Here is a 17,837-nt window from a genome sequence, read left to right as displayed (position 1 = left end):
AAAGCTTGGCGAACCGACTCGCCAGAAAAAGTGATAAACCTCTGTCCGACCTGCCTGCCCCTCCTCAAGATCTTGTTGACCAACTCCATCTGCAAGGGCTGGTCAGCGCACACCCACAGTTCGAGACCTTGTATGGCGGACGCACCAACAAGGTGTGGAAAGTTCTGGGCGGCGATGGTGACAAAGTGCTGAAACTCTACAGCACTGAATTGCGTAACCCCTTGTTTCGAAATGATGCCGAGTTGGAAGCTCAATGCCTCAAGACGCTTGGACCAACGGGCTTTGTACCAAGGCTACGCGCCGCAGGACAGTTTTGCGACGCCCATTGGGTCTTTTATGACCACGCACCGGGCGCGCCATGGCAGCAGGGACCTGATCGGGTTGGGAACTTGCTGCGCAGGCTTCATTCCCTTTCCGTGATCATTCAGGCACCTGCCGGATGCAATGGCAGCGCGGACCTGATGGCTCATGGGCACAGAATCCTGCAAGGCTGCACGTCAGATGCCCGCGACCGACTAGTAGATCTGCAACCTTCAATATCCGTCGCGCCAACCGAACAGGTTTGTCTGATCCACGGCGACCCGGTGGCTGGGAATATCCTGGTTGCGACGGACGGCCTGACTTTGATCGACTGGCAGTGCCCGGCCCTTGGCGATCCATGCGAAGACCTTGCGCTTTTCCTGTCTCCGGCGATGCAAGTGCTTTACCGCGGCTCACCGCTGACGGAATCTGAGGAAGAACTGTTTCTTTCGACTTACGGAAGACCTGAAGTTGTTGCGCGCTACCAACAACTCAAACCATGGTATGCGTGGCGGATGGCAACCTATTGCCTTTGGCGCGTCGAAAACGGTGCACCCGACTACGCAAAAGGGTTGAAACTGGAAACAGCCATTCTGTGACGAGATCCGTTACCGCAGATCGGCTAGCGCCATCATGGCGTAGGCCGGCAGCATAAGCGCACGACGCCAGCGGCCAAAGGGAAATCGACCCGGCGTTTGCGTCATCGGGGTCGGCAGGCCAGCGTCCTGTCCCAGAACCAACCGCGCCAAAGCTCGACCACTAAACGTGCCCATAGCAACCCCATTGCCGTGATACGCAAACCCGGCATACATCCCTGTCTGGTCTGGTACAGGGCCTACGAAGAGCATCAATGCACGTGACAGGCAAACCATTCCAGACCAGATATGAGTGGCCTCGATCATCTCCCATTCCGGGAACATCCGTTTGAAATCCTTTTGCGCCTTTTGCCGAATGGCAACCTCCGACCGGTGGATGATCGCAAACCACCCCTCATACCGAACAGAAACCGCCCGTCCGGCATCAAGCGGAAATAGTGCCAAAGATTGCGCGTGTCGTAACACTTCTGATCTGAGGTCCAGCCCTGCGCCGATTGCTCGGACTGATCAATGGGGCGCGTTACCATAACCGTCGATTGCGTCGGCATATATCGTCCAGAAATCCAGGCTGGAGTATCCTCGCTGGAATAGCCGTTGGTGCACACTAAGACGGCTCGCGCGTTGACCGGCCCGGTCTGCGTTTGCAAGACAAAGCCTGATGCCTTTTTCTCAATGTTCAGAACCGGGCTTTTCTGGAACAATTGCGCACCCTTGGCCTCAGCGGCTCTGGTGAGCCCGAGCAGGTATTTGCGGGGGTTCAACCCAAATCCAATCGGCAGCAGTGTAACCGCCAAGACAACAAAACCCGCCATTGCGACCCGACGCACCCCACCCCGGAGGGCCAGCTTCGAAGACCACAACCGAAGCGGTTTCAGCCAGATGAAAGGCAGCAGAAATCCCGGTAAAGCCGCCACCGACGATGGCGACATCGACCTTCAGGCCACCCTGAAGCTCTGATCAATCCGGGCTGGCAATTGTTTCGTCCCACCAACAGCCATCGCGAGGTGCATCGCTATAGGCGTAGTCCGGGAAAATCCTCCTCATTCAGCGCGCGCAGCGGCCAATTCGCCCTGCCGCTGACGCACCATCGCGCGCTTGGTCACAGGCGAGGCCGTGATTACCCGACCGTCACAACGGCAATCATGAGTGTGGACAACGCATTGATTTCCGGGCTGACGCCAAGGCGCACGGCCGAGAAGATCTTGATCGGCAGCGTCGTGGCCGACGGCCCCGAGGTAAATGATGCAATCACCAGATCATCCAGCGACAAGGTAAAGGCCAGCAACCAGCCAGAGATCACCGCCGGTGCGATGATCGACAGGGTGACAAGGCGGAACGCCTGCGCCGGTGTGCATCCAAGGTCCAGCGCCGCTTCGTCCAGCGAGCGATCAAAGGTGACGAGACGCGAGGATACGACAACCGAAACGAAACACATCGAAAAGGTCGTATGGGCCAGAACGATGGTCAGAATACCGCGATCCAGCCCGATGCCGATGAAAAGCAGCTGCAACGACAGGCCGGTAATCACTTCGGGCATCACCAAAGGCGCGTAGATCATGCCGGAAAGCAGTGTGCGGCCAAAAACCTCCCACCGCGGACCAACACATAGGCGGCAGCCGTTCCCAAAATAGTCGCCAGCGTAGAAAAAAAGACCGCGATCCGGATCGTAACCCATGCGGCATCCAGAAACGCCTCGTTTTGCAGCAGCTCTCCGTACCATTTGGTTGAGAACCCGGCCCAGACGGTGACCAGTTTGCTTTCGTTGAAACTGAAGATGATCAGGATGACCATCGGGATATACAGGAACGCAAAGCCCAGCGTCAGCGAAACCGTGTTAAACCAGCTAAATCTGTTCATCCCTCAGCCTCCGCCTGTTTCTGCTGGGTACGCTGGAACAGCACGATGGGGACCACGAGGAACAGCAGCAGCACGATGGCCACAGCACTTGCCACCGGCCAGTCACGGTTCGAGAAGAATTCTTCCCAAAGAACCTTGCCGATCATCAGCGTGCCGGAGCCACCCAGCAGCGACGGGATCACGAACTCACCGATCACGGGGATCATCACAAGGAAGCACCCCGCTATGATGCCGGGTTTGGACAATGGAATGGTCACCAGCCAGAACGCCTGCACACGGGAGCATCCCAAATCCTCAGCAGCCTCGATCAGCGATCCATCCAATCTTTCCAATGCTGAATAGATCGGCAGAATCATGAAAGGCAGATAAGTGTAAACGATGCCGATATAGACAACGGTCGAGGTGTTCAGGATCGTCAGCGGGTCGAGATGTTACCGGTCCACAACAAAATCTGGTTGAGATACCCTTCGTTCGACAGAATGCCCATCCACGCGTAAACCCGGATCAGGAATGAGGTCCAGAAGAGCAGGATCACCAACATCATCAATTTTGGTCGCCATTCCTGGGGCGCCCGGGCCATGCCATAAGCAATGGGATAGCCCACAAGCAGTGTCAGAAAGGTCGAAATCAACGCGATCTTGACGCTGGACAGGTAGGCTTTCCAATACAGGTCGTCCTCGGTCAGCCAGACATAGTTCTCAAGATCAAGCTGGCTGAAGAACTCTTTGATTCCCGCCCATCCGGAAGAAAGATCCAAAGTCGGTGTATAGGGCGGGATTGCAAGCGCGGTATCCGACAGCGAGATTTTCAGAACGATTAAAAACGGCACCAGAAACAGCGCCAGCAGCCAGACCTAAGGGATGGCGATCAGAACAGCGCGGCGCATCAGTTGGCCAGCAGAACCGCAGCCGTAGCCGTCCAGGACAGCCAGACCGGGTCTTCCCAGGAAAACGAACGGCGCGAGATGCGGCGGGTGTTCGCCGTCTGTGCCTCGATGATTGTGCCGTTTGCCAATTCGACATGATAGGTGGACAGATTGCCCAGATAGGCAATGTCATGAACCTTGCCCTGAACCGCATTGACCGCGTCGGCTGGCCGCTCGGCAGAGATTGTCACTTTCTCGGGGCGGATCGCCAGATGGCAGGGCTGCCCGTTTGAGAAACCGGCGGACGATGATGCCGTCAGCGGGGCCTGACCCTCGGCCCAATCGATCTGATAGGTGTCTTCTCCGGCTGACGCGGCACGACCTTCGATGATGTTCACATCTCCAATGAAATCGGCAACATAAACAGAGGCAGGGTTTTCATAAATTCGGTCCGGGGTGGCAACCTGCATCAACCGCCCTTGGTCCATCACCGCCACACGGCTGGCGACGGTCATGGCTTCTTCCTGATCGTGGGTGACGATGACAAAGGTGGTGCCGGTCTTCTCCTGAATATCCATCAGTTCAAACTGCGTATCCTGACGCAGTTTTTTGTCCAGCGCGCCCAGCGGTTCATCCAGCAACAGCAGCCTGGGTGCCTTGGCCAGCGAACGTGCCAGTGCTACCCGCTGCCGCTGACCACCGGAAATCTGGTGCGGTTTGCGGCGGGCGAACTGTTCCAGTCGGGTCAGGCGCAGCATCTCTTCCACCCGATCCTCCAGATCATGCTTGGGCATGTTGTCCCGGCACAGACCGAAAGCGATGTTCTCCCAGACGCTGAGATGCGGGAACAGAGCATAGGACTGGAACATCATGTTCACGGCCCGCTTGTTCGGCGGAATCGGATCGATGTCCTGCCCACCCAGCAGGATATGGCCTTCGGTCGGTGTCTCGAACCCGGCAAGCATCCGCATCATCGTTGTCTTACCGCACCCTGATGGACCAAGCAGAGCAAAGAACTCTCGTTCGAATACATCCAGCGACAGGTTGTCGATCGCCGTGAACTCACCAAAGCGCTTAGTCACGTTCTGGAACTGGATCAAGGGTTTCGCCTGTGGGTCATCCCACGGCGCAAAAACGTCAGAAGTCAAAACGGCCCCCGCGTGGTCAGCAAGGACAATGTTTCACGCGGGGCAGTCGTTCGACCGCCTCGCGCTGTGACATCGGATCAGGTGCCTGACTTGATCTTGGTCCAAAGACGGGTCACGACCCGTTGCGTTTTCGCGGGATAAGGCGTCGTGATGTACAGGTTTTGCATCGTGGCATCATCCGGATAGATTGCCGGGTCGCCGATTACGTCTTCTACCAAAAACTCCTGAGACGCTTTATTGCCGTTGGCATAGTATACGTAGTTCGATGCAGCGGCCATGTTGTTGGCATCCAGAATGAAATTCAGGAACTTATGCGCACCCTCCGGGTTCGGAGCATCCGCGGGGATCGCCATCTGGTCGAACCACATAAGCGAGCCTTCCGCGAACGGATGGTATTCGATGTTTACACCGTTTTCAGCTTCGGCTGCGCGGTCTCGCGCCTGAAGGATGTCACCCGACCAACCCACTGCCACACAAATATCGCCGTTCGCCAGGGCATTGATGTATTCTGAACTGTGGAACTTCAGGATATGAGGACGAACGCCTGTCAGGATTTCTTCGGTCTTCTTGATCACATCCGGATCGTGGCTGTCGGGGTCTTCACCAATATACTGCAAAGCCATCGGTATCATTTCGGCTGGCGCATCAAGAAAATGAACACCGCATGACGCCAGCTTTTCCATGTTCTCTGGTTTCAGAACCAGGTCCATGCTGTTCAGGGCCACGTCATCACCCAAAGCTTCTTTGACCTTGTCGACGTTCACACCGATGCCCGTTGTGCCCCACATGTAGTTAATCGAATAGGCGTTGTTCGGGTCATACCCTGCGGTCCGCTCTTGGATAACGTCCCAAAGGTTGCCCGAATTGGACAGTTTGGATGCATCCAGTTCCTGAAACGCACCCGCCTGAATCTGACGCTGAAGGAATGTGCCCGATGGCACCACTACGTCATATCCCGATCCACCGGCCAGCATTTTGGTTTCCAGAACCTCATTGCTGTCGAATACATCATAGATCAGGGTCAGACCGGTTTCGTTCTCGAACTTTTCCAAAAGCTCTTCGTCGATGTAGTCGGACCAGTTGTAGACACGAACCTCCTCGGCGAAGGCCGCCGAAGTCCCCAATGCGATGACTGCTGTCATGGTCAGCGTTTTGATTGTCATTTTCTTCTCCCTGCAAATGCACAGGTATTTTTCCTTCTTCTCCCTGCAAATGCACGGGTATTTTTCCGTTTTTCTAGATTTGATCAAGTTTTGCCTTCTAGCGAGATCCAGAGTATGGTTTCACGAGGTCAGTCACCTGACAAGTCAGGGTTAGTCGAAACAGGAAGAACCAATTGGATTTGATCAAAAATAAGGCATCCGCGCCCCGAAGCGATGGTGGAAAACAACCCGCGCATGAGCAGGTGTACCAAACGCTCAGATCGCAGATCCTTTTTGGAGAACTGATCCCAGGGCAGCCTGTCACGATCCAGGGTCTGACTGATTCGCTGAGCGTAGGAATGACTCCGGTGCGTGAGGCGATCCGCCGGTTGATCTCGGACGGGGCGCTAGTGTTTCAGGGCAACCGCCGCGTCAGTGTGCCTTTGCTGTCCCCTGAAGATGTCGAAGAGATGATTTTCGCCAGAATTTCAATAGAATCAGAGCTTTCACGACGTGCAACGGCCAACCTTCAGTCCAAGGACATTGATCATCTGGAACGTATCGACATGCATCTTGACCGCATGATCACCGATGGGGATGTAGGTGGATATCTGCGTTTGAACCAAGCGTTTCATGAAACGCTTTATTCCTATGCAAACGCCCCGATTCTAAGTGATCTGACCGAGAGGCTGTGGCTCAGGTTCGGCCCATCCCTGCGTGTTGTCTGCGGCCGTTTCGGAACACAAAGCCTTCCGGACCGACACAAGGATATCATCGCCGCATTGCGCAAAGGTGATGCTGAAAAGGTCGCCAAAGCAACGGCTCAGGACATTGAACAGGGCATGGAGTTGATGGCGGGTGCCCTTACATCTGCCTGATTCAGCCCGATTCGATTGACAGCGTTAAATTTGATCATATTGTAATCACCAACTGCTCTTGTGGGAGATTCTCCGATGTCCACCATCACCAACCATATGCCAACCGCCGAATTGCAGGCGCTGGATGCAGCGCATCACATTCACCCTTTCTCGGCCAATGGAGCGCTGGGGCAGGAAGGCGCGCGCGTTATTACACGTGCCAACGGGGTTTACCTGACCGACAGCGAAGGTAAGGAAATTCTGGACGCTATGGCGGGTCTGTGGTGCGTCAATATCGGCTACGGTCGTGACGAACTGGCCGATGTCGCCGCGCGCCAGATGCGCGAGCTGCCCTACTACAACACCTTCTTCAAAACGACCCATGTTCCAGCCATCGCACTGGCCGCCAAAATTGCCGAACTGGCCCCGGGCGATCTGAACCATGTCTTTTTTGCCGCTGGCGGGTCAGAGGCGAATGACACCAACATCCGTCTCGTGCGCACCTACTGGGCCGAGAAAGGCCAGCCCGACAAGAACATCATCATCAGCCGGCATAATGCGTATCACGGCTCGTCCGTGGGCTCGGCGTCGCTGGGCGGCATGGCCGGGATGCACGCACAAGGCGGCATCCCGATTCCGAACATTCACCACATCAACCAACCCAACTGGTGGGCCGAAGGGGGCGACATGTCTCCCGAAGACTTCGGGCTGGCGCGTGCGCGCGAGTTGGAAGAAGCGATTCAGGAACTGGGCGAAGACCGCGTCGCGGCCTTTATCGCCGAACCCGTGCAGGGCGCGGGCGGCGTGATCGTGGCGCCGGACACCTACTGGCCGGAAATCCAGCGTATCTGCGACAAATACGATATCCTGTTGATTGCCGACGAGGTTATCTGTGGCTTTGGCCGTACCGGTAATTGGTTCGGGTCCGAAACCGTTGGCATCAAGCCGCATATCATGACCATCGCCAAGGGGCTCAGCTCGGGATATGCGCCCATCGGCGGGTCAATCGTGAATGACGAGATCGCCGAAGTGATCGGGGGCACCGAATTTAACCACGGTTACACCTATTCCGGCCACCCGGTCGCAGCCGCTGTGGCGCTGGAGAACCTGCGCATCCTCGAAGAAGAGAAGATCGTCGAGCATGTGCGCGACGTGGCCGCCCCGTACCTGAAAGAGAAGTGGGAGGCTCTGACAGATCACCCGCTGGTGGGTGAAGCAAAGATCGTTGGCATGATGGCTTCCATCGCTCTGACTCCGGACAAAGCCAGCCGCGCCAAGTTCGCATCCGAGCCCGGCACGGTCGGCTATATCTGCCGCGACCGGTGCTTTGCCAACAATCTGATCATGCGCCATGTGGGGGACCGGATGATCATCTCACCCCCGTTGATCCTGACCCCCGCGGATATCGACGAGATGTTCGTGCGGATTCATAAGTCACTGGACGAAGCCCAGGCCGAGATCATCGCACAGGGGCTGATGAAAGCCGCTTCCTAAAATCAGCAATTTACGCAAACCCGAGGCGACCCGTTTAGGTCGCCTTTTTTACCGCAGCCGCTCTAACAGTGTCGCAGTCGGGTATCCGTCCGGCACCAGGCCCTGCGACAGTTGATAGGCGCGCACCGCGTTGATCGTGTTCGGCCCTGTGCGCCCATCGATACCCTTTGTATCGAACCCCGCTTCGGTCAGACGGGTTTGCAGCTCTTTTTTCTCGGTGAAGCTCAGCGCCCGTTCCCCACGCGGCCAGCCGGACAGAAACGAGTCACCACCCGCAAGCCGGTCGGACAGGTGTCCGATGCCGATCACATAAGCGTCCGCCCCGTTATAGGCTTCGATCACTCTGAAATTGTCAAAAATCATCAGCGCCACGCCCTGCCCCCCTGCCGGAAGCAGGATCGAAGCCTCTCCGTGATCCGGTACGGCCTGACCGTTCCGGGCCACCACACCCCGCGCGGCCCACGCGGACGGCATCAACGCAAAATCCCGGCGGGCTGCCGCGTAATCGAAATCGGCAGGCAAGCGCACCTCCACACCCCAGGGCTGCCCCTTTTTCCAACCGTGCCGCGCCAGATAAGACGCCGCTGAGGCCAGAGCATCGGTCGGATCATCCGACCAGATGTCACGCCGACCATCCCCATCGAAATCAACCGCGTGATCCAGAAATGACGTCGGCATGAACTGCGTATGCCCCATCGCGCCTGCCCAGCTTCCCAGCATGTTTCCGGCGCTGACATCGCCTGCCTGCACGATCCGAAGGGCCGCGATCAACTGCGTTTCAAAGAACTGCGCGCGCCGCGCATCGAAAGCCAGTGTCGCCAACGACCTGAGCGTCCGATTGCTGCCTCGATACGATCCGAACGAGGTTTCCAGACCCCAGATTGCCGTGATCACTTCCTTTTCAACGCCGTATTCGGCCTCGATCCGGTTCAGAACCTGCCGATGCCGCTGCATGGCGCCACGCCCGTTCGACAGGCGCGTGTCCGAGACGGCGGAATCCAGATATTCCCAGATCGGTTTCGAGAATTCGGCCTGATTTCGATCTCGCTTTATGACGTCCTCGTCAAAGGTCAGATCCGAGAACGCCCTGTTCAGCGTTCTTTGCGATATGCCCTGCTGCCGCGCGCGTTCCTGAAACGCGCCGAGCCAGGTCTGAAATCGTGCCGTCGCTGCGGCAGACACCCTCAAGGCCTCAACAGCAGGACGTCGGACCGGACGGATCGATACCGTCACATCCGCCGATGCCAGCTGTATCGTTTGGTGCGATGCTCCGCTGTCTGGCCATTTCGTGTTTTCTGTTGTGTCCGCCTGCACTATGGATGCCCACAATGCGACGGTCATGACGCCGCCTACGCATTTTTGCATTCCGAATTTTCCTGATTACTGCTCAATCCCAAGGTAGCGCAAAATCGGAAAATCGCAAAGCGCTCAGACGTCCGCCTCGCGCTCTTGTGCATCGCGCTCTGCGCGGATTTGCGCCAAAACCTCACGCAGCATGGGCACGCGATTTGGCCTAAAGCTTTGATCCGTCACCGACATGTCCTGCATTCGATCCAACCGGAAGACGCGAAAATCCTGCCTCAGATGGCACCAGCTTAGCAATACATTCGAGCGGTCGAGATAGACGATACTCAGCGGATTGACGCGCCGTTGCGTGGCGTCGCCTTTTGCGTCCGTGTACGAAAACTCAACCGCGCGTTCATCCCATGTCGCCTGTCGCAACGTGGCTACATCAATCGTTGGCGCAGGTGGACGGTTAAACCGTGTCGCGGCCAGTACTGCGTGGCTAAGCCGATGGGACTGGCGCTGCGGCAACCGTCCCTGCAGTTTCCGAAGCGCCGCACTGGCGGCATCTGACAAAGCCGGATCGCCTATTACCTGAACTTCGCGCAACCCCAGAACCAACGCTTCAAGCTCGTCATCAGTGAAGCCCAACGGGGGCAGTGTCGCGTCCTCGATCAAGGTAAATCCGAACCCTGCCTCACCGTCGATGACCGCCCCCAACCCGCGCAACGCATCAACATCCCTGTGAATCGTCCGAGCGGAAACGCCAAGGTCCTGCGCCAACTGCTCAGACGTCCTGGGCGACGGGCCGGAACGCAGGGCTTGCATCAGTTGGAACAATCGGGCGGTGCGAGACATGGTGCATCCTAGCTTAAACCTGATGACAGAAACTGTCATTAGCTCAGGTTAGTCATCTGGCATCCCGAAACCACGGAGCCACATGATGCTGACCCTTCTGACCTTTCCCTCTGCCTTCGGCCTATTCAGCGCCAGCCCGTTCTGCGTCAAGACGGCCTTGATGCTTCAACACTCCGGGCATACGTGGCAGCGCTCGGACATGCTGGACCCCCGAAAGATGCCGCATCAGAAACTGCCCGTTTTGCGCACACCCGAACGTCTGGTCCCGGACAGTGATCTGATCCGCGATTGGCTGGAACAGCAGGGCGCTGATTTCGATCAGGGGCTGACGGATGTAGAAAAGGCGCAGTCCCGTGCCCTTGTGCGCATGGCCGAAGAACACCTGTATTTCCACATCGTTCTGGATCGTTGGGGCAATAACGAGGTCTGGCCGATCCTGCGCGAGACGTTTTTCACAGGCATTCCGGCCCTGATCCGCAAGCCAGTGTCCAACTCGATCCGAAAATCTGTTCTGAAAGGGATCACGTCGCAAGGGATCGGACGGTTTTCGCTGTCCGAACGGCTGGACCGGATCGAACGCGATCTCGAGGCGATCTCAGCCTATCTGTGGCAGTCCTCGTTCCTGCTGGGGGATCGGCCGACATCTGCGGATATGAGTGTTGGGCCAATGCTCGCCGCGATGCGCGCAACCCCGGCAGATACCCCGCTGACCCGACGCATCAAACAGGATAACCTGCTGAGCAGCTACGTGGACCGGATGGAACAGGCGATACCGATTGCATGAAACCCTTTGATGACCCCTCGATCGCCTCAGCCTTTGAGGCCCTGCCCCCGCAGACACGCGCGGGGGCCTTGGCGCTGCGTGATCTGATCTTTGAGACGGCAGCCTTTCTGCCCGCGGCCAACCCGCTGCGAGAGGAGTTGCGCTGGGGCCAGCCCGCCTACCTTGCGCCCAAAGGGTCAACGATCCGGCTCGGGGCGCATAAGTCCGCAAGTTTCGCTCTTTTTGTGCATTGTCAGAGCCGATTGATGGGGGATTTCACGTCCGCCTTTCCGGGCGAAGACCGAATTGACGGAAACCGGGCCATCTTGTTCGACGACCCAAGCCAGATCGACGAAACCCGCCACGGTTGGCTGATTGCACGGGCGCTGACTTATCACCTCTGACGGCGCTTGCGTTCAACCTTGCGCTTGATCTTGTCTTTCTTGCGTTTGGTGCTGACGGCCTTTCGGCGGGTCGCCCGTTTGGCAGGCCCGCGACCGCGCGGCAGCGCCTGATCGTCAATCGACAACAACTCCAATTCCAGCCCGCCGGTGACTGGCGTCGCCTCGGTCAGGCGCACGGTTACGCGCTGGCCGATGGCGATGATCAGGCCGGTGTCCGAACCCATCAACGTCCCTGCCTCGCGGTCGAAGTGAAAGAACTCGCGCCCAAGCGACCGCACCGGCACCAACCCGTCCGCGCCGGTTTCGTCCATCTTCACGAAGGCCCCGAACCGGGCGATACCGCTGATCCGGCCAGAAAACTCATTGCCCACGCGTTCACTGAGGTAAGCGGCAAGATAGCGATCGGTCGTATCGCGTTCAGCCATCATCGAGCGGCGCTCGGTGTCCGAGATATGGGTGGCCGTCTCGTCCAGCCGCATGATTTCATCCTCGGTCAGCCCATCCTTGCCCCAGCCGTGGGCCGAGATCAGTGCCCGGTGCACGATCAGGTCGGCATAACGCCGGATGGGCGAAGTGAAATGCGCATAGTTTCGCAGCGCCAGCCCGAAATGGCCGAAGTTCTCGGGGTTGTAATAGGCCTGCGCCATCGACCGCAGGGTGGTCAGGTTGATCAGTTCTGCATCCTCGGTCCCGGCGGCGGCATTCAGCAGCGCGTTCAGGTGGCGGGTTTGCAGCACCTGCCCCTTGGCCAGATTGAGGCCCGCCGCCTGCGCCGTTTCCCGCAGGCTTTCCAGCTTTTCGGGTGCAGGTTCCTCGTGTACACGGAACAGCAGCGGGCGGCGCTTGGCAATCAGGGTCTCGGCAGCGGCCACGTTGGCGAGGATCATGAACTCTTCGATCAGCTTGTGCGCGTCCAGACGGTCACGGAACGCGACACTCTCGACCTCACCTTTGTCACTGAGAACGATCTTGCGCTCGGGCAGGTCCAGCTCCAAAGGTTGCCGAACCGCGCGGGCCTTTTTCAGCGAGGCATACGCGGCGTAGAGCGGTTTCAGCACCGTCTCAAGCAACGGCCCAGTGCGGTCGTTCGGGGTGCCGTCGATGGCCTCCTGCACCTCGGCATAGTTCAACGAGGCGGCAGAGCGCATCAGACCGCGCACGAACCGGTGACCGATCTTGTTGCCATCGGCGTCGACCTGCATCCGAACCGTGATACAGGCGCGCGGCACGCCTTCATGCAGCGAACACAGATCGCCGGACAGTCGATCCGGCAGCATCGGCACAACCCGGTCAGGGAAATAGCTGGAATTGCCGCGCTTGCGCGCCTCACGATCCAGTGCCGTGCCGGGCTGCACATAGGCGGCCACATCGGCAATGGCGACCCAGATCACATGCCCGCCGGGGTTCTTGGGGTCGTCATCGGCATGGGCATAGCAGGCATCGTCATGGTCGCGCGCGTCCGAGGGATCGATGGTCAGCAAGGGCATGTCCCGCAGGTCTTCGCGCCCTTTCAGGCCGACGGGCTTGGCCGCGTCGGCCTCGGCGATCACCTTGTCGGGGAAATCATCGGGGATGCCGTGCTGGTGGATCGCAATCAGCGACACAGCCTTGGGGGCCGACGGGTCGCCCAGCCGCTCCACAATACGCGCACGCGGCAGGCCCATGCGGTTCTTTGGTCCGGCCTGTTCGGCCTCGACCAACTCACCGTCCTTTGCGCCCAAAACCGCGCCATCGGCCACCAGCCATTCAGTCTGGCCGGTCTTGTCGATGGGCACGATCCGTCCACCCTCGGCCCCTTTGCGGAAGATGCCGACAATCTTGCGCGGGTTGGTTCCGATGCGGCGGATCAGACGGGCCTCGTAATTGTGGTCTTCCTCGTGCACCACGGTCAGACGGGCCAGAATGCGGTCGCCCTCGCCCAGCGCCGGGTCGCTGGCGCGGGTAATGATCAGAACGATGGGCTCGACCCCCTCGCCATGCCACTCCAATGGCCGGGCGAACAGGTCTCCGTCGGCGTTGGGGGCCTTCACCTGCAACACGCTGACCGGTGGCAGACGATCCGGGTCGCGATAACTGCGCTTGCGCTTTTCCAGATGCCCCTCGGCCTCAAGTTCCTTGAGGATACGCTTCAGATCAATCCGATCCGCGCCCTTGATGCCAAAGGCTTTGGCGATATCACGTTTCGAGGTCAGGGTGGGGTTCGCCGAGATCCAGTCGAGGACCTCCTGCTTGGTGGGGATGCGAGTCATACATTCGGCCTAGCACGCGATTGCGACCGCGTCATGACCAAAAAACCTCAGGTATTCAGATCAGAGACTGTATCCACATCGTGCAGGTGATCCAGCAGCGACACACGGCAGTCCGGGATCGAGGTTAACGTATCCGCCAAAGCGTGTTCCGTCGACCAACGCACATTGCGAAACAGACCCGCAGGTAATGCCGCGTATCGTTGTGCGCCGACCAGCCAATAGCCGCCATCCGGCGCGGGGCCGAATACCATCTGCGACCGTCCCAGTTCATCAAAAGCGCAGGCGATATGAGCCCGCGATATCCCCGGAATATCAGCCCCGATCAGGCACACCGGACCTTTGGGCATCCCGCGCAGCATCCGCCCCATCCGGTCCCCCAGATCGCCGCGTCCTTGCGCTGCACGTTGCAAATCAGCGGGCCAGATACGGCTGGTCAGACCCTCGGCATCTGGAGACACAGCAAGTACGATCTGCCAACGCGGATCACGCAGCCGCCGGATCAACCTGCGGGTTTGATGCCGGAACCACCACGCTGCACCCACCATTCCGATATCGCGGCCCAAACGGGTTTTCACACGACCCGGATGCGGTTCCTTCACCATGATCACCAATGTGCGCTGCATGGATCAGGCAAAATAGTCCGTCAGGATGCGCGTGTAGATCGCCTTGAGCTGCTCGATCTGCGCCACCTCAACGCATTCATCCACCTGGTGCATCGTGCGCCCGACCAGCCCGAATTCGACCACCGGACAATGGCTCTTGACGAAACGCGCATCCGATGTACCGCCGGTTGTGGACAGCTCGGGCGTGACACCGGTTTCGGCTTCTACCGCTTTGACCACCAGATCCGACAATGGCCCCGGAGGGGTCAAAAAGCTTTCCCCCGAGATCTTGATTCTGACATCGACGTCAACGCCGTAGTGGGCAGCGACCTGATCCGCCTCTGACCGCAACCAGTCGCTCAGGCTGGCTCCGGAATGCAGGTCGTTGAAGCGAATATTGACCGCTCCGCTGCATTGGGCTGGGATCACGTTGGTGGCAGCGTTCCCTGTGTCGATGGTGACCACCGCCAACGTCGAGGCATCGAAATGATCGGAGCCCTGATCCAGTTCGTGACTGGCCAACCGATCCATTAGACGAGCAATCGCCGGCAACGGATTCTTGGCACGATGCGGATAGGCCGAATGCCCCTGAACGCCTGTGATCGTAAACCACGCGGTCATCGAGCCCCGACGGCCGATCTTGATCATCTCGCCCATCTTGTTCGGGCATGTGGGCTCTCCCACCAGACAAACCGACATCCGCTCCTCCGCGCTGTCCATATAGTCGAGAATCGCCGTGGTGCCATCCAGCGCATCGCCTTCCTCATCGCCGGTGATCGTCAGAACAATGGCCCCGTCCGGCGGCGTGTCGCGCACAAACTCCATCGCCGCAGCCGCAAACGCCGCCACTCCCGATTTCATGTCGGTGGTACCGCGCCCATACATCACGCCGTCCCGCACCTCGGCCCCGAAGGGCGGCATCGTCCATGCGGCCTCATCCCCGACTGGGACAACATCGGTGTGACCGTTGAATCCGAAACTGCGCGCATGACCTTTCTGGCCCCATCTTGCAAACAGGTTGCTGATGCCTCCACGGTCGACACGCGTACATTCGAACCCCGCATCCGACAGAACCGACTCGAGCAAAACAAGCGCGCCGCCCTCCTCGGGTGTGACCGATGGGCAACGGATCAGATCGGCTGTCAATTGAACGGGGTCGGTCATGCAATGGCCTCTGGAACAGTGTCTTTTGCGGGTTCGCGCACAGATTCAACGAATTGGCCGGTTTTCCAACCCCAATCCGCAAAAATATCATCCATCTGAATGACAAGATGTCAAAGCGATACCCCAATAAATCATGGCAGTTTACCCTGCGACCATCTTGCCGCCCGATGCACAATCGCGTTACAGGGCCGCGAAACAGGTGAATTGAATATGAAGCGTGCATTCTTCGCACTGATCTGCCTGACTTTCGCCGTCCTAGCACAGCAGAGCATGGCACAAACCCTCACGGTCACAACGGTGACCCGCCCGCCGTTTTCCTATGTTGAGGACGGCGCTGAAACCGGCTTTTCGATGGATCTGCTGGCCGCACTGGCCGAGTCACTGAACTGGGACTACACAGTCAATCGCGTTGACTCGTTTTCGGACATGCTTGTCGCGGTGCAAGATGGGTCCGCGGATCTTGCTGTTGCCAATATCTCGATCACCGCCATGCGGGAAACGCAGATGGATTTCACCCAGCCGATCTTTGAGGCGGGTTTGCAGATCATGGTCCCGTCCGAAGCCGCCCGACAGCCATCCCTCTTGCATGCGCTGTTGTCGACGGAATTGTTCATCGCCATTGGTCTGGCCTTTGCCATCCTGCTGGGCGGCGGCATGCTGATGTGGGGCTTTGAGCGCCGCGCCCAACCCTATTTCGACCGCAAACTGAACGAGGCCTGGTTTCCGTCCTTCTGGTGGGCGCTGAACCTTGTTGTGAATGGCGGGTTCGAAGAAAGAATGCCCCGTACCCCCTTTGGCCGGCTACTGGGCGTGGTTCTGGTTGTTTCATCGCTTTTCATCGTGTCGGTTTTCACGGCCCGTATCACGTCAGTCATGACCGTGGACGCGATAACCGGCAGCGTGAATTCGGTAAACGATCTCTACGGCAAGAATGTCGGCACCATCTCGGACTCGACGGCTGCCAGCTTTCTGAACCGACGTGAGATCGAGTTCACCGGCTATCCAGGGCTAGAACAGGTGCTGGACGCCTTTCAGGCCAAGGAACTTGACGCAGTGGTGTTCGATGCACCCATCCTGTCCTACTACGCTGCCCATGAAGGACGGCGGATCGCATCGATGACAGGCGGTGTTTTTCTGCGCGAGAACTACGGCATCGCGTTCCCGACCGGGTCGCCTCTGGTCGAGGATGTCAACCAGGCTCTGCTTTCCCTGCGCGAAAACGGGACCTATGACGAGATTTACCGCAAGTGGTTCGGTGTACGGAACTAGGCCTGAGCTTCGTCCCCGAAAAACGGCGTCATCTGAGCGACAATCACGGCATTTTCATCCAACGCCCGCTGCATCAGGGCGCGTTCGTCCGGTTCGATATCATGCCCCTGCGCCTCACGTTCGGCAAGAGTCCCGTATCCGGTGACATCCAGGGGCGCGGTATCAGCTTGTTTTAGAATAGCCACCGTCTCGCGCACTGCCTCGGCCTCATCCACGCCGCTGGCGTAACACATCAGCGCCGCACCGGTTGCGCCTTCGGGCAACCCGTCGCCATCCTTGCGGCCGATCTGGACCAGAAGGGTATAAACTTGCTGACGCGAGGGTTTCTTTTGCTTTTCCATGGGCCTTGCCTTACGCGTCGTGTTTTGGTCGGTCAACCGGTTCTGTAGATCCCGCCTCTGACTTTGGTTCTTCAGCCAAACAGACGGCTGCGTTGAAGCACGGCGTTCCTGAACCATGGCGAGAAAAGAAACGACTCAGTGAGAACCCGTTTCTGGATTTCGCCGTAAAATTGAGGGGCGTTATAGCACAACTCCTCAAGTTGATTCAGGCACATTTTTGACACATTTTAGACATATTTCCGGCCACTTCCTGCTGACTTGGGCAGGCTGGCAGCCTCTCATAACAGCGTTGCAAAGCCAGCTTTACGCTGATGCCACTGTCTAAGTCATTTTGATACGGGAGAATTAATATGAGTGTTCTGTCTAGATTAATGATGACCACTGCCAGCGTGATTGCGTTGTCCGGTGTACCTGCCGTCACTGTTGTTTCTTTTATGGCAGCGGATGCAGCGCACGCTCAGGAAAGTGGAGGTGAAACCGAAGGCGGTGGCGAAACCGAAGGTGGCGGCGAGACCGAAGGTGGTGGCGAAACCGAAGGCGGTGGCGAAACCGAAGGCGGTGGCGAAACCGAAGGCGGTGGCGAAACCGAAGGCGGTGGCGAAACCGAAGGCGGTGGCGAGACCGAAGGCGGTGGCGAATCCGAA

The 17,837-nt window shown here is 58.3% G+C and carries 15 protein-coding genes and 3 pseudogenes; 7 read left to right on the top strand and 11 right to left on the bottom strand.

The window, feature by feature from the left end; translation table 11 throughout:
- Positions 1–5: 5 nt before the first annotated feature.
- Positions 6–899, top strand: coding sequence for a phosphotransferase (locus ACR0LF_RS18650; RefSeq protein WP_480582117.1), 894 nt, complete (start codon positions 6–8; stop codon positions 897–899).
- 9 nt (positions 900–908) lie between these two features.
- Here ACR0LF_RS18650 and ACR0LF_RS18645 read toward each other — a convergent pair.
- From ACR0LF_RS18645 to ACR0LF_RS18625, 5 genes and pseudogenes are all read right to left on the bottom strand, one after another.
- Positions 909–1,940 (bottom strand): annotated as a pseudogene (locus ACR0LF_RS18645) (NAD(P)/FAD-dependent oxidoreductase).
- Positions 1,937–2,753: pseudogene (locus ACR0LF_RS18640) on the bottom strand (ABC transporter permease). The pseudogenes ACR0LF_RS18645 and ACR0LF_RS18640 overlap by 4 nt, the downstream one beginning before the upstream one ends.
- Positions 2,750–3,600 (bottom strand): annotated as a pseudogene (locus ACR0LF_RS18635) (ABC transporter permease subunit). Before ACR0LF_RS18635 ends, ACR0LF_RS18640 begins: the two co-directional pseudogenes overlap by 4 nt.
- 38 nt (positions 3,601–3,638) lie before the next feature.
- The gene (locus ACR0LF_RS18630; RefSeq protein ID WP_480582118.1) at positions 3,639–4,766 is read right to left on the bottom strand and encodes an ABC transporter ATP-binding protein; all 1,128 of its coding nucleotides are present in this window, start codon (positions 4,764–4,766) and stop codon (positions 3,639–3,641) included.
- A 77-nt stretch (positions 4,767–4,843) separates the two neighbouring features.
- A complete protein-coding gene (locus ACR0LF_RS18625; RefSeq protein WP_480582120.1) occupies positions 4,844–5,929 on the bottom strand; it encodes a polyamine ABC transporter substrate-binding protein in 1,086 nt (361 codons plus the stop codon).
- 173 nt (positions 5,930–6,102) lie between these two features.
- Between ACR0LF_RS18625 and ACR0LF_RS18620 the strand changes: the two genes are divergently transcribed.
- Together ACR0LF_RS18620 and ACR0LF_RS18615 are read left to right on the top strand one after the other, a co-directional pair.
- Positions 6,103–6,786 (top strand): GntR family transcriptional regulator, encoded by a 684-nt coding sequence (locus tag ACR0LF_RS18620; RefSeq protein ID WP_480582122.1) that lies wholly within the window; start codon positions 6,103–6,105, stop codon positions 6,784–6,786.
- A gap of 75 nt (positions 6,787–6,861) precedes the next feature.
- Positions 6,862–8,259 (top strand): aspartate aminotransferase family protein, encoded by a 1,398-nt coding sequence (locus tag ACR0LF_RS18615; protein ID WP_480582125.1) that lies wholly within the window; start codon positions 6,862–6,864, stop codon positions 8,257–8,259.
- Positions 8,260–8,307: 48 nt separating this feature from the next.
- Here ACR0LF_RS18615 and ACR0LF_RS18610 read toward each other — a convergent pair whose 3' ends face one another.
- Positions 8,308–9,600, bottom strand: a complete 1,293-nt coding sequence (locus ACR0LF_RS18610; protein WP_480627547.1) for a lytic murein transglycosylase — start codon at positions 9,598–9,600, stop codon at positions 8,308–8,310.
- An 87-nt stretch (positions 9,601–9,687) separates the two neighbouring features.
- The gene (locus ACR0LF_RS18605) at positions 9,688–10,401 is read right to left on the bottom strand and encodes a helix-turn-helix transcriptional regulator (protein WP_480582128.1); all 714 of its coding nucleotides are present in this window, start codon (positions 10,399–10,401) and stop codon (positions 9,688–9,690) included.
- An 85-nt stretch (positions 10,402–10,486) separates the two neighbouring features.
- Here ACR0LF_RS18605 and ACR0LF_RS18600 point away from each other — a divergent pair, with 85 nt between their 5' ends.
- Positions 10,487–11,185: a glutathione S-transferase family protein gene (locus tag ACR0LF_RS18600; protein ID WP_480582130.1), complete on the top strand. Its 699-nt coding sequence runs from the start codon at positions 10,487–10,489 to the stop codon at positions 11,183–11,185.
- Positions 11,182–11,568, top strand: a complete 387-nt coding sequence (locus tag ACR0LF_RS18595; protein WP_480582131.1) for a DUF1801 domain-containing protein — start codon at positions 11,182–11,184, stop codon at positions 11,566–11,568. The genes ACR0LF_RS18600 and ACR0LF_RS18595 overlap by 4 nt, the downstream gene beginning before the upstream one ends.
- Here ACR0LF_RS18595 and rnr read toward each other — a convergent pair.
- From rnr to dapE, 3 genes are read right to left on the bottom strand one after another with little or no spacing between them, the layout of a single operon-like run.
- Positions 11,559–13,817 (bottom strand): ribonuclease R, encoded by a 2,259-nt coding sequence (rnr, locus tag ACR0LF_RS18590; RefSeq protein ID WP_480582133.1) that lies wholly within the window; start codon positions 13,815–13,817, stop codon positions 11,559–11,561. The genes ACR0LF_RS18595 and rnr overlap by 10 nt on opposite strands.
- Positions 13,818–13,864: 47 nt before the next feature.
- Positions 13,865–14,440 (bottom strand): TIGR04282 family arsenosugar biosynthesis glycosyltransferase, encoded by a 576-nt coding sequence (locus ACR0LF_RS18585; protein ID WP_480582135.1) that lies wholly within the window; start codon positions 14,438–14,440, stop codon positions 13,865–13,867.
- A gap of 3 nt (positions 14,441–14,443) precedes the next feature.
- The gene (dapE, locus tag ACR0LF_RS18580; RefSeq protein ID WP_480582137.1) at positions 14,444–15,583 is read right to left on the bottom strand and encodes a succinyl-diaminopimelate desuccinylase; all 1,140 of its coding nucleotides are present in this window, start codon (positions 15,581–15,583) and stop codon (positions 14,444–14,446) included.
- A 210-nt stretch (positions 15,584–15,793) separates the two neighbouring features.
- Between dapE and ACR0LF_RS18575 the strand changes: the two genes are divergently transcribed.
- Positions 15,794–16,852 carry a transporter substrate-binding domain-containing protein gene (locus tag ACR0LF_RS18575; RefSeq protein ID WP_480582139.1) on the top strand — a complete coding sequence of 353 codons (1,059 nt, stop codon included), beginning with the start codon at positions 15,794–15,796 and terminating at the stop codon, positions 16,850–16,852.
- Here ACR0LF_RS18575 and ACR0LF_RS18570 read toward each other — a convergent pair.
- Entirely contained in the window at positions 16,849–17,193 is a 345-nt protein-coding gene (locus ACR0LF_RS18570) for a hypothetical protein (RefSeq protein WP_480582141.1), read from the bottom strand. The two genes, ACR0LF_RS18575 and ACR0LF_RS18570, sit on opposite strands and share 4 nt — an antisense overlap.
- A gap of 350 nt (positions 17,194–17,543) precedes the next feature.
- On the opposite strand from ACR0LF_RS18570, the gene ACR0LF_RS18565 reads away from it, so the two are divergent.
- Positions 17,544–17,837 (top strand): hypothetical protein (locus ACR0LF_RS18565; protein ID WP_480856451.1); only part of this gene is annotated, 294 nt, incomplete at its 3' end.

It is taken from the genome of Ruegeria sp. E8, assembly GCF_056533985.1.
This window is presented reverse-complemented; position numbering and strand designations above follow the sequence as displayed.

What these genes read in the sequence shown, in the direction of transcription:
- ACR0LF_RS18605 (WP_480582128.1), bottom strand. Translation starts at nt 10,401, where the DNA reads ATGTCTCGCACCGCCCGATTGTTCCAACTGATGCAAGCCCTGCGTTCC.
- ACR0LF_RS18570 (WP_480582141.1), bottom strand. Translation starts at nt 17,193, where the DNA reads ATGGAAAAGCAAAAGAAACCCTCGCGTCAGCAAGTTTATACCCTTCTG.
- ACR0LF_RS18625 (WP_480582120.1), bottom strand. Translation starts at nt 5,929, where the DNA reads ATGACAATCAAAACGCTGACCATGACAGCAGTCATCGCATTGGGGACT.
- ACR0LF_RS18575 (WP_480582139.1), top strand. Translation starts at nt 15,794, where the DNA reads ATGAAGCGTGCATTCTTCGCACTGATCTGCCTGACTTTCGCCGTCCTA.
- ACR0LF_RS18615 (WP_480582125.1), top strand. Translation starts at nt 6,862, where the DNA reads ATGTCCACCATCACCAACCATATGCCAACCGCCGAATTGCAGGCGCTG.
- ACR0LF_RS18610 (WP_480627547.1), bottom strand. Translation starts at nt 9,600, where the DNA reads ATGACCGTCGCATTGTGGGCATCCATAGTGCAGGCGGACACAACAGAA.
- ACR0LF_RS18600 (WP_480582130.1), top strand. Translation starts at nt 10,487, where the DNA reads ATGCTGACCCTTCTGACCTTTCCCTCTGCCTTCGGCCTATTCAGCGCC.
- ACR0LF_RS18595 (WP_480582131.1), top strand. Translation starts at nt 11,182, where the DNA reads ATGAAACCCTTTGATGACCCCTCGATCGCCTCAGCCTTTGAGGCCCTG.
- rnr (WP_480582133.1), bottom strand. Translation starts at nt 13,817, where the DNA reads ATGACTCGCATCCCCACCAAGCAGGAGGTCCTCGACTGGATCTCGGCG.
- dapE (WP_480582137.1), bottom strand. Translation starts at nt 15,583, where the DNA reads ATGACCGACCCCGTTCAATTGACAGCCGATCTGATCCGTTGCCCATCG.
- ACR0LF_RS18585 (WP_480582135.1), bottom strand. Translation starts at nt 14,440, where the DNA reads ATGCAGCGCACATTGGTGATCATGGTGAAGGAACCGCATCCGGGTCGT.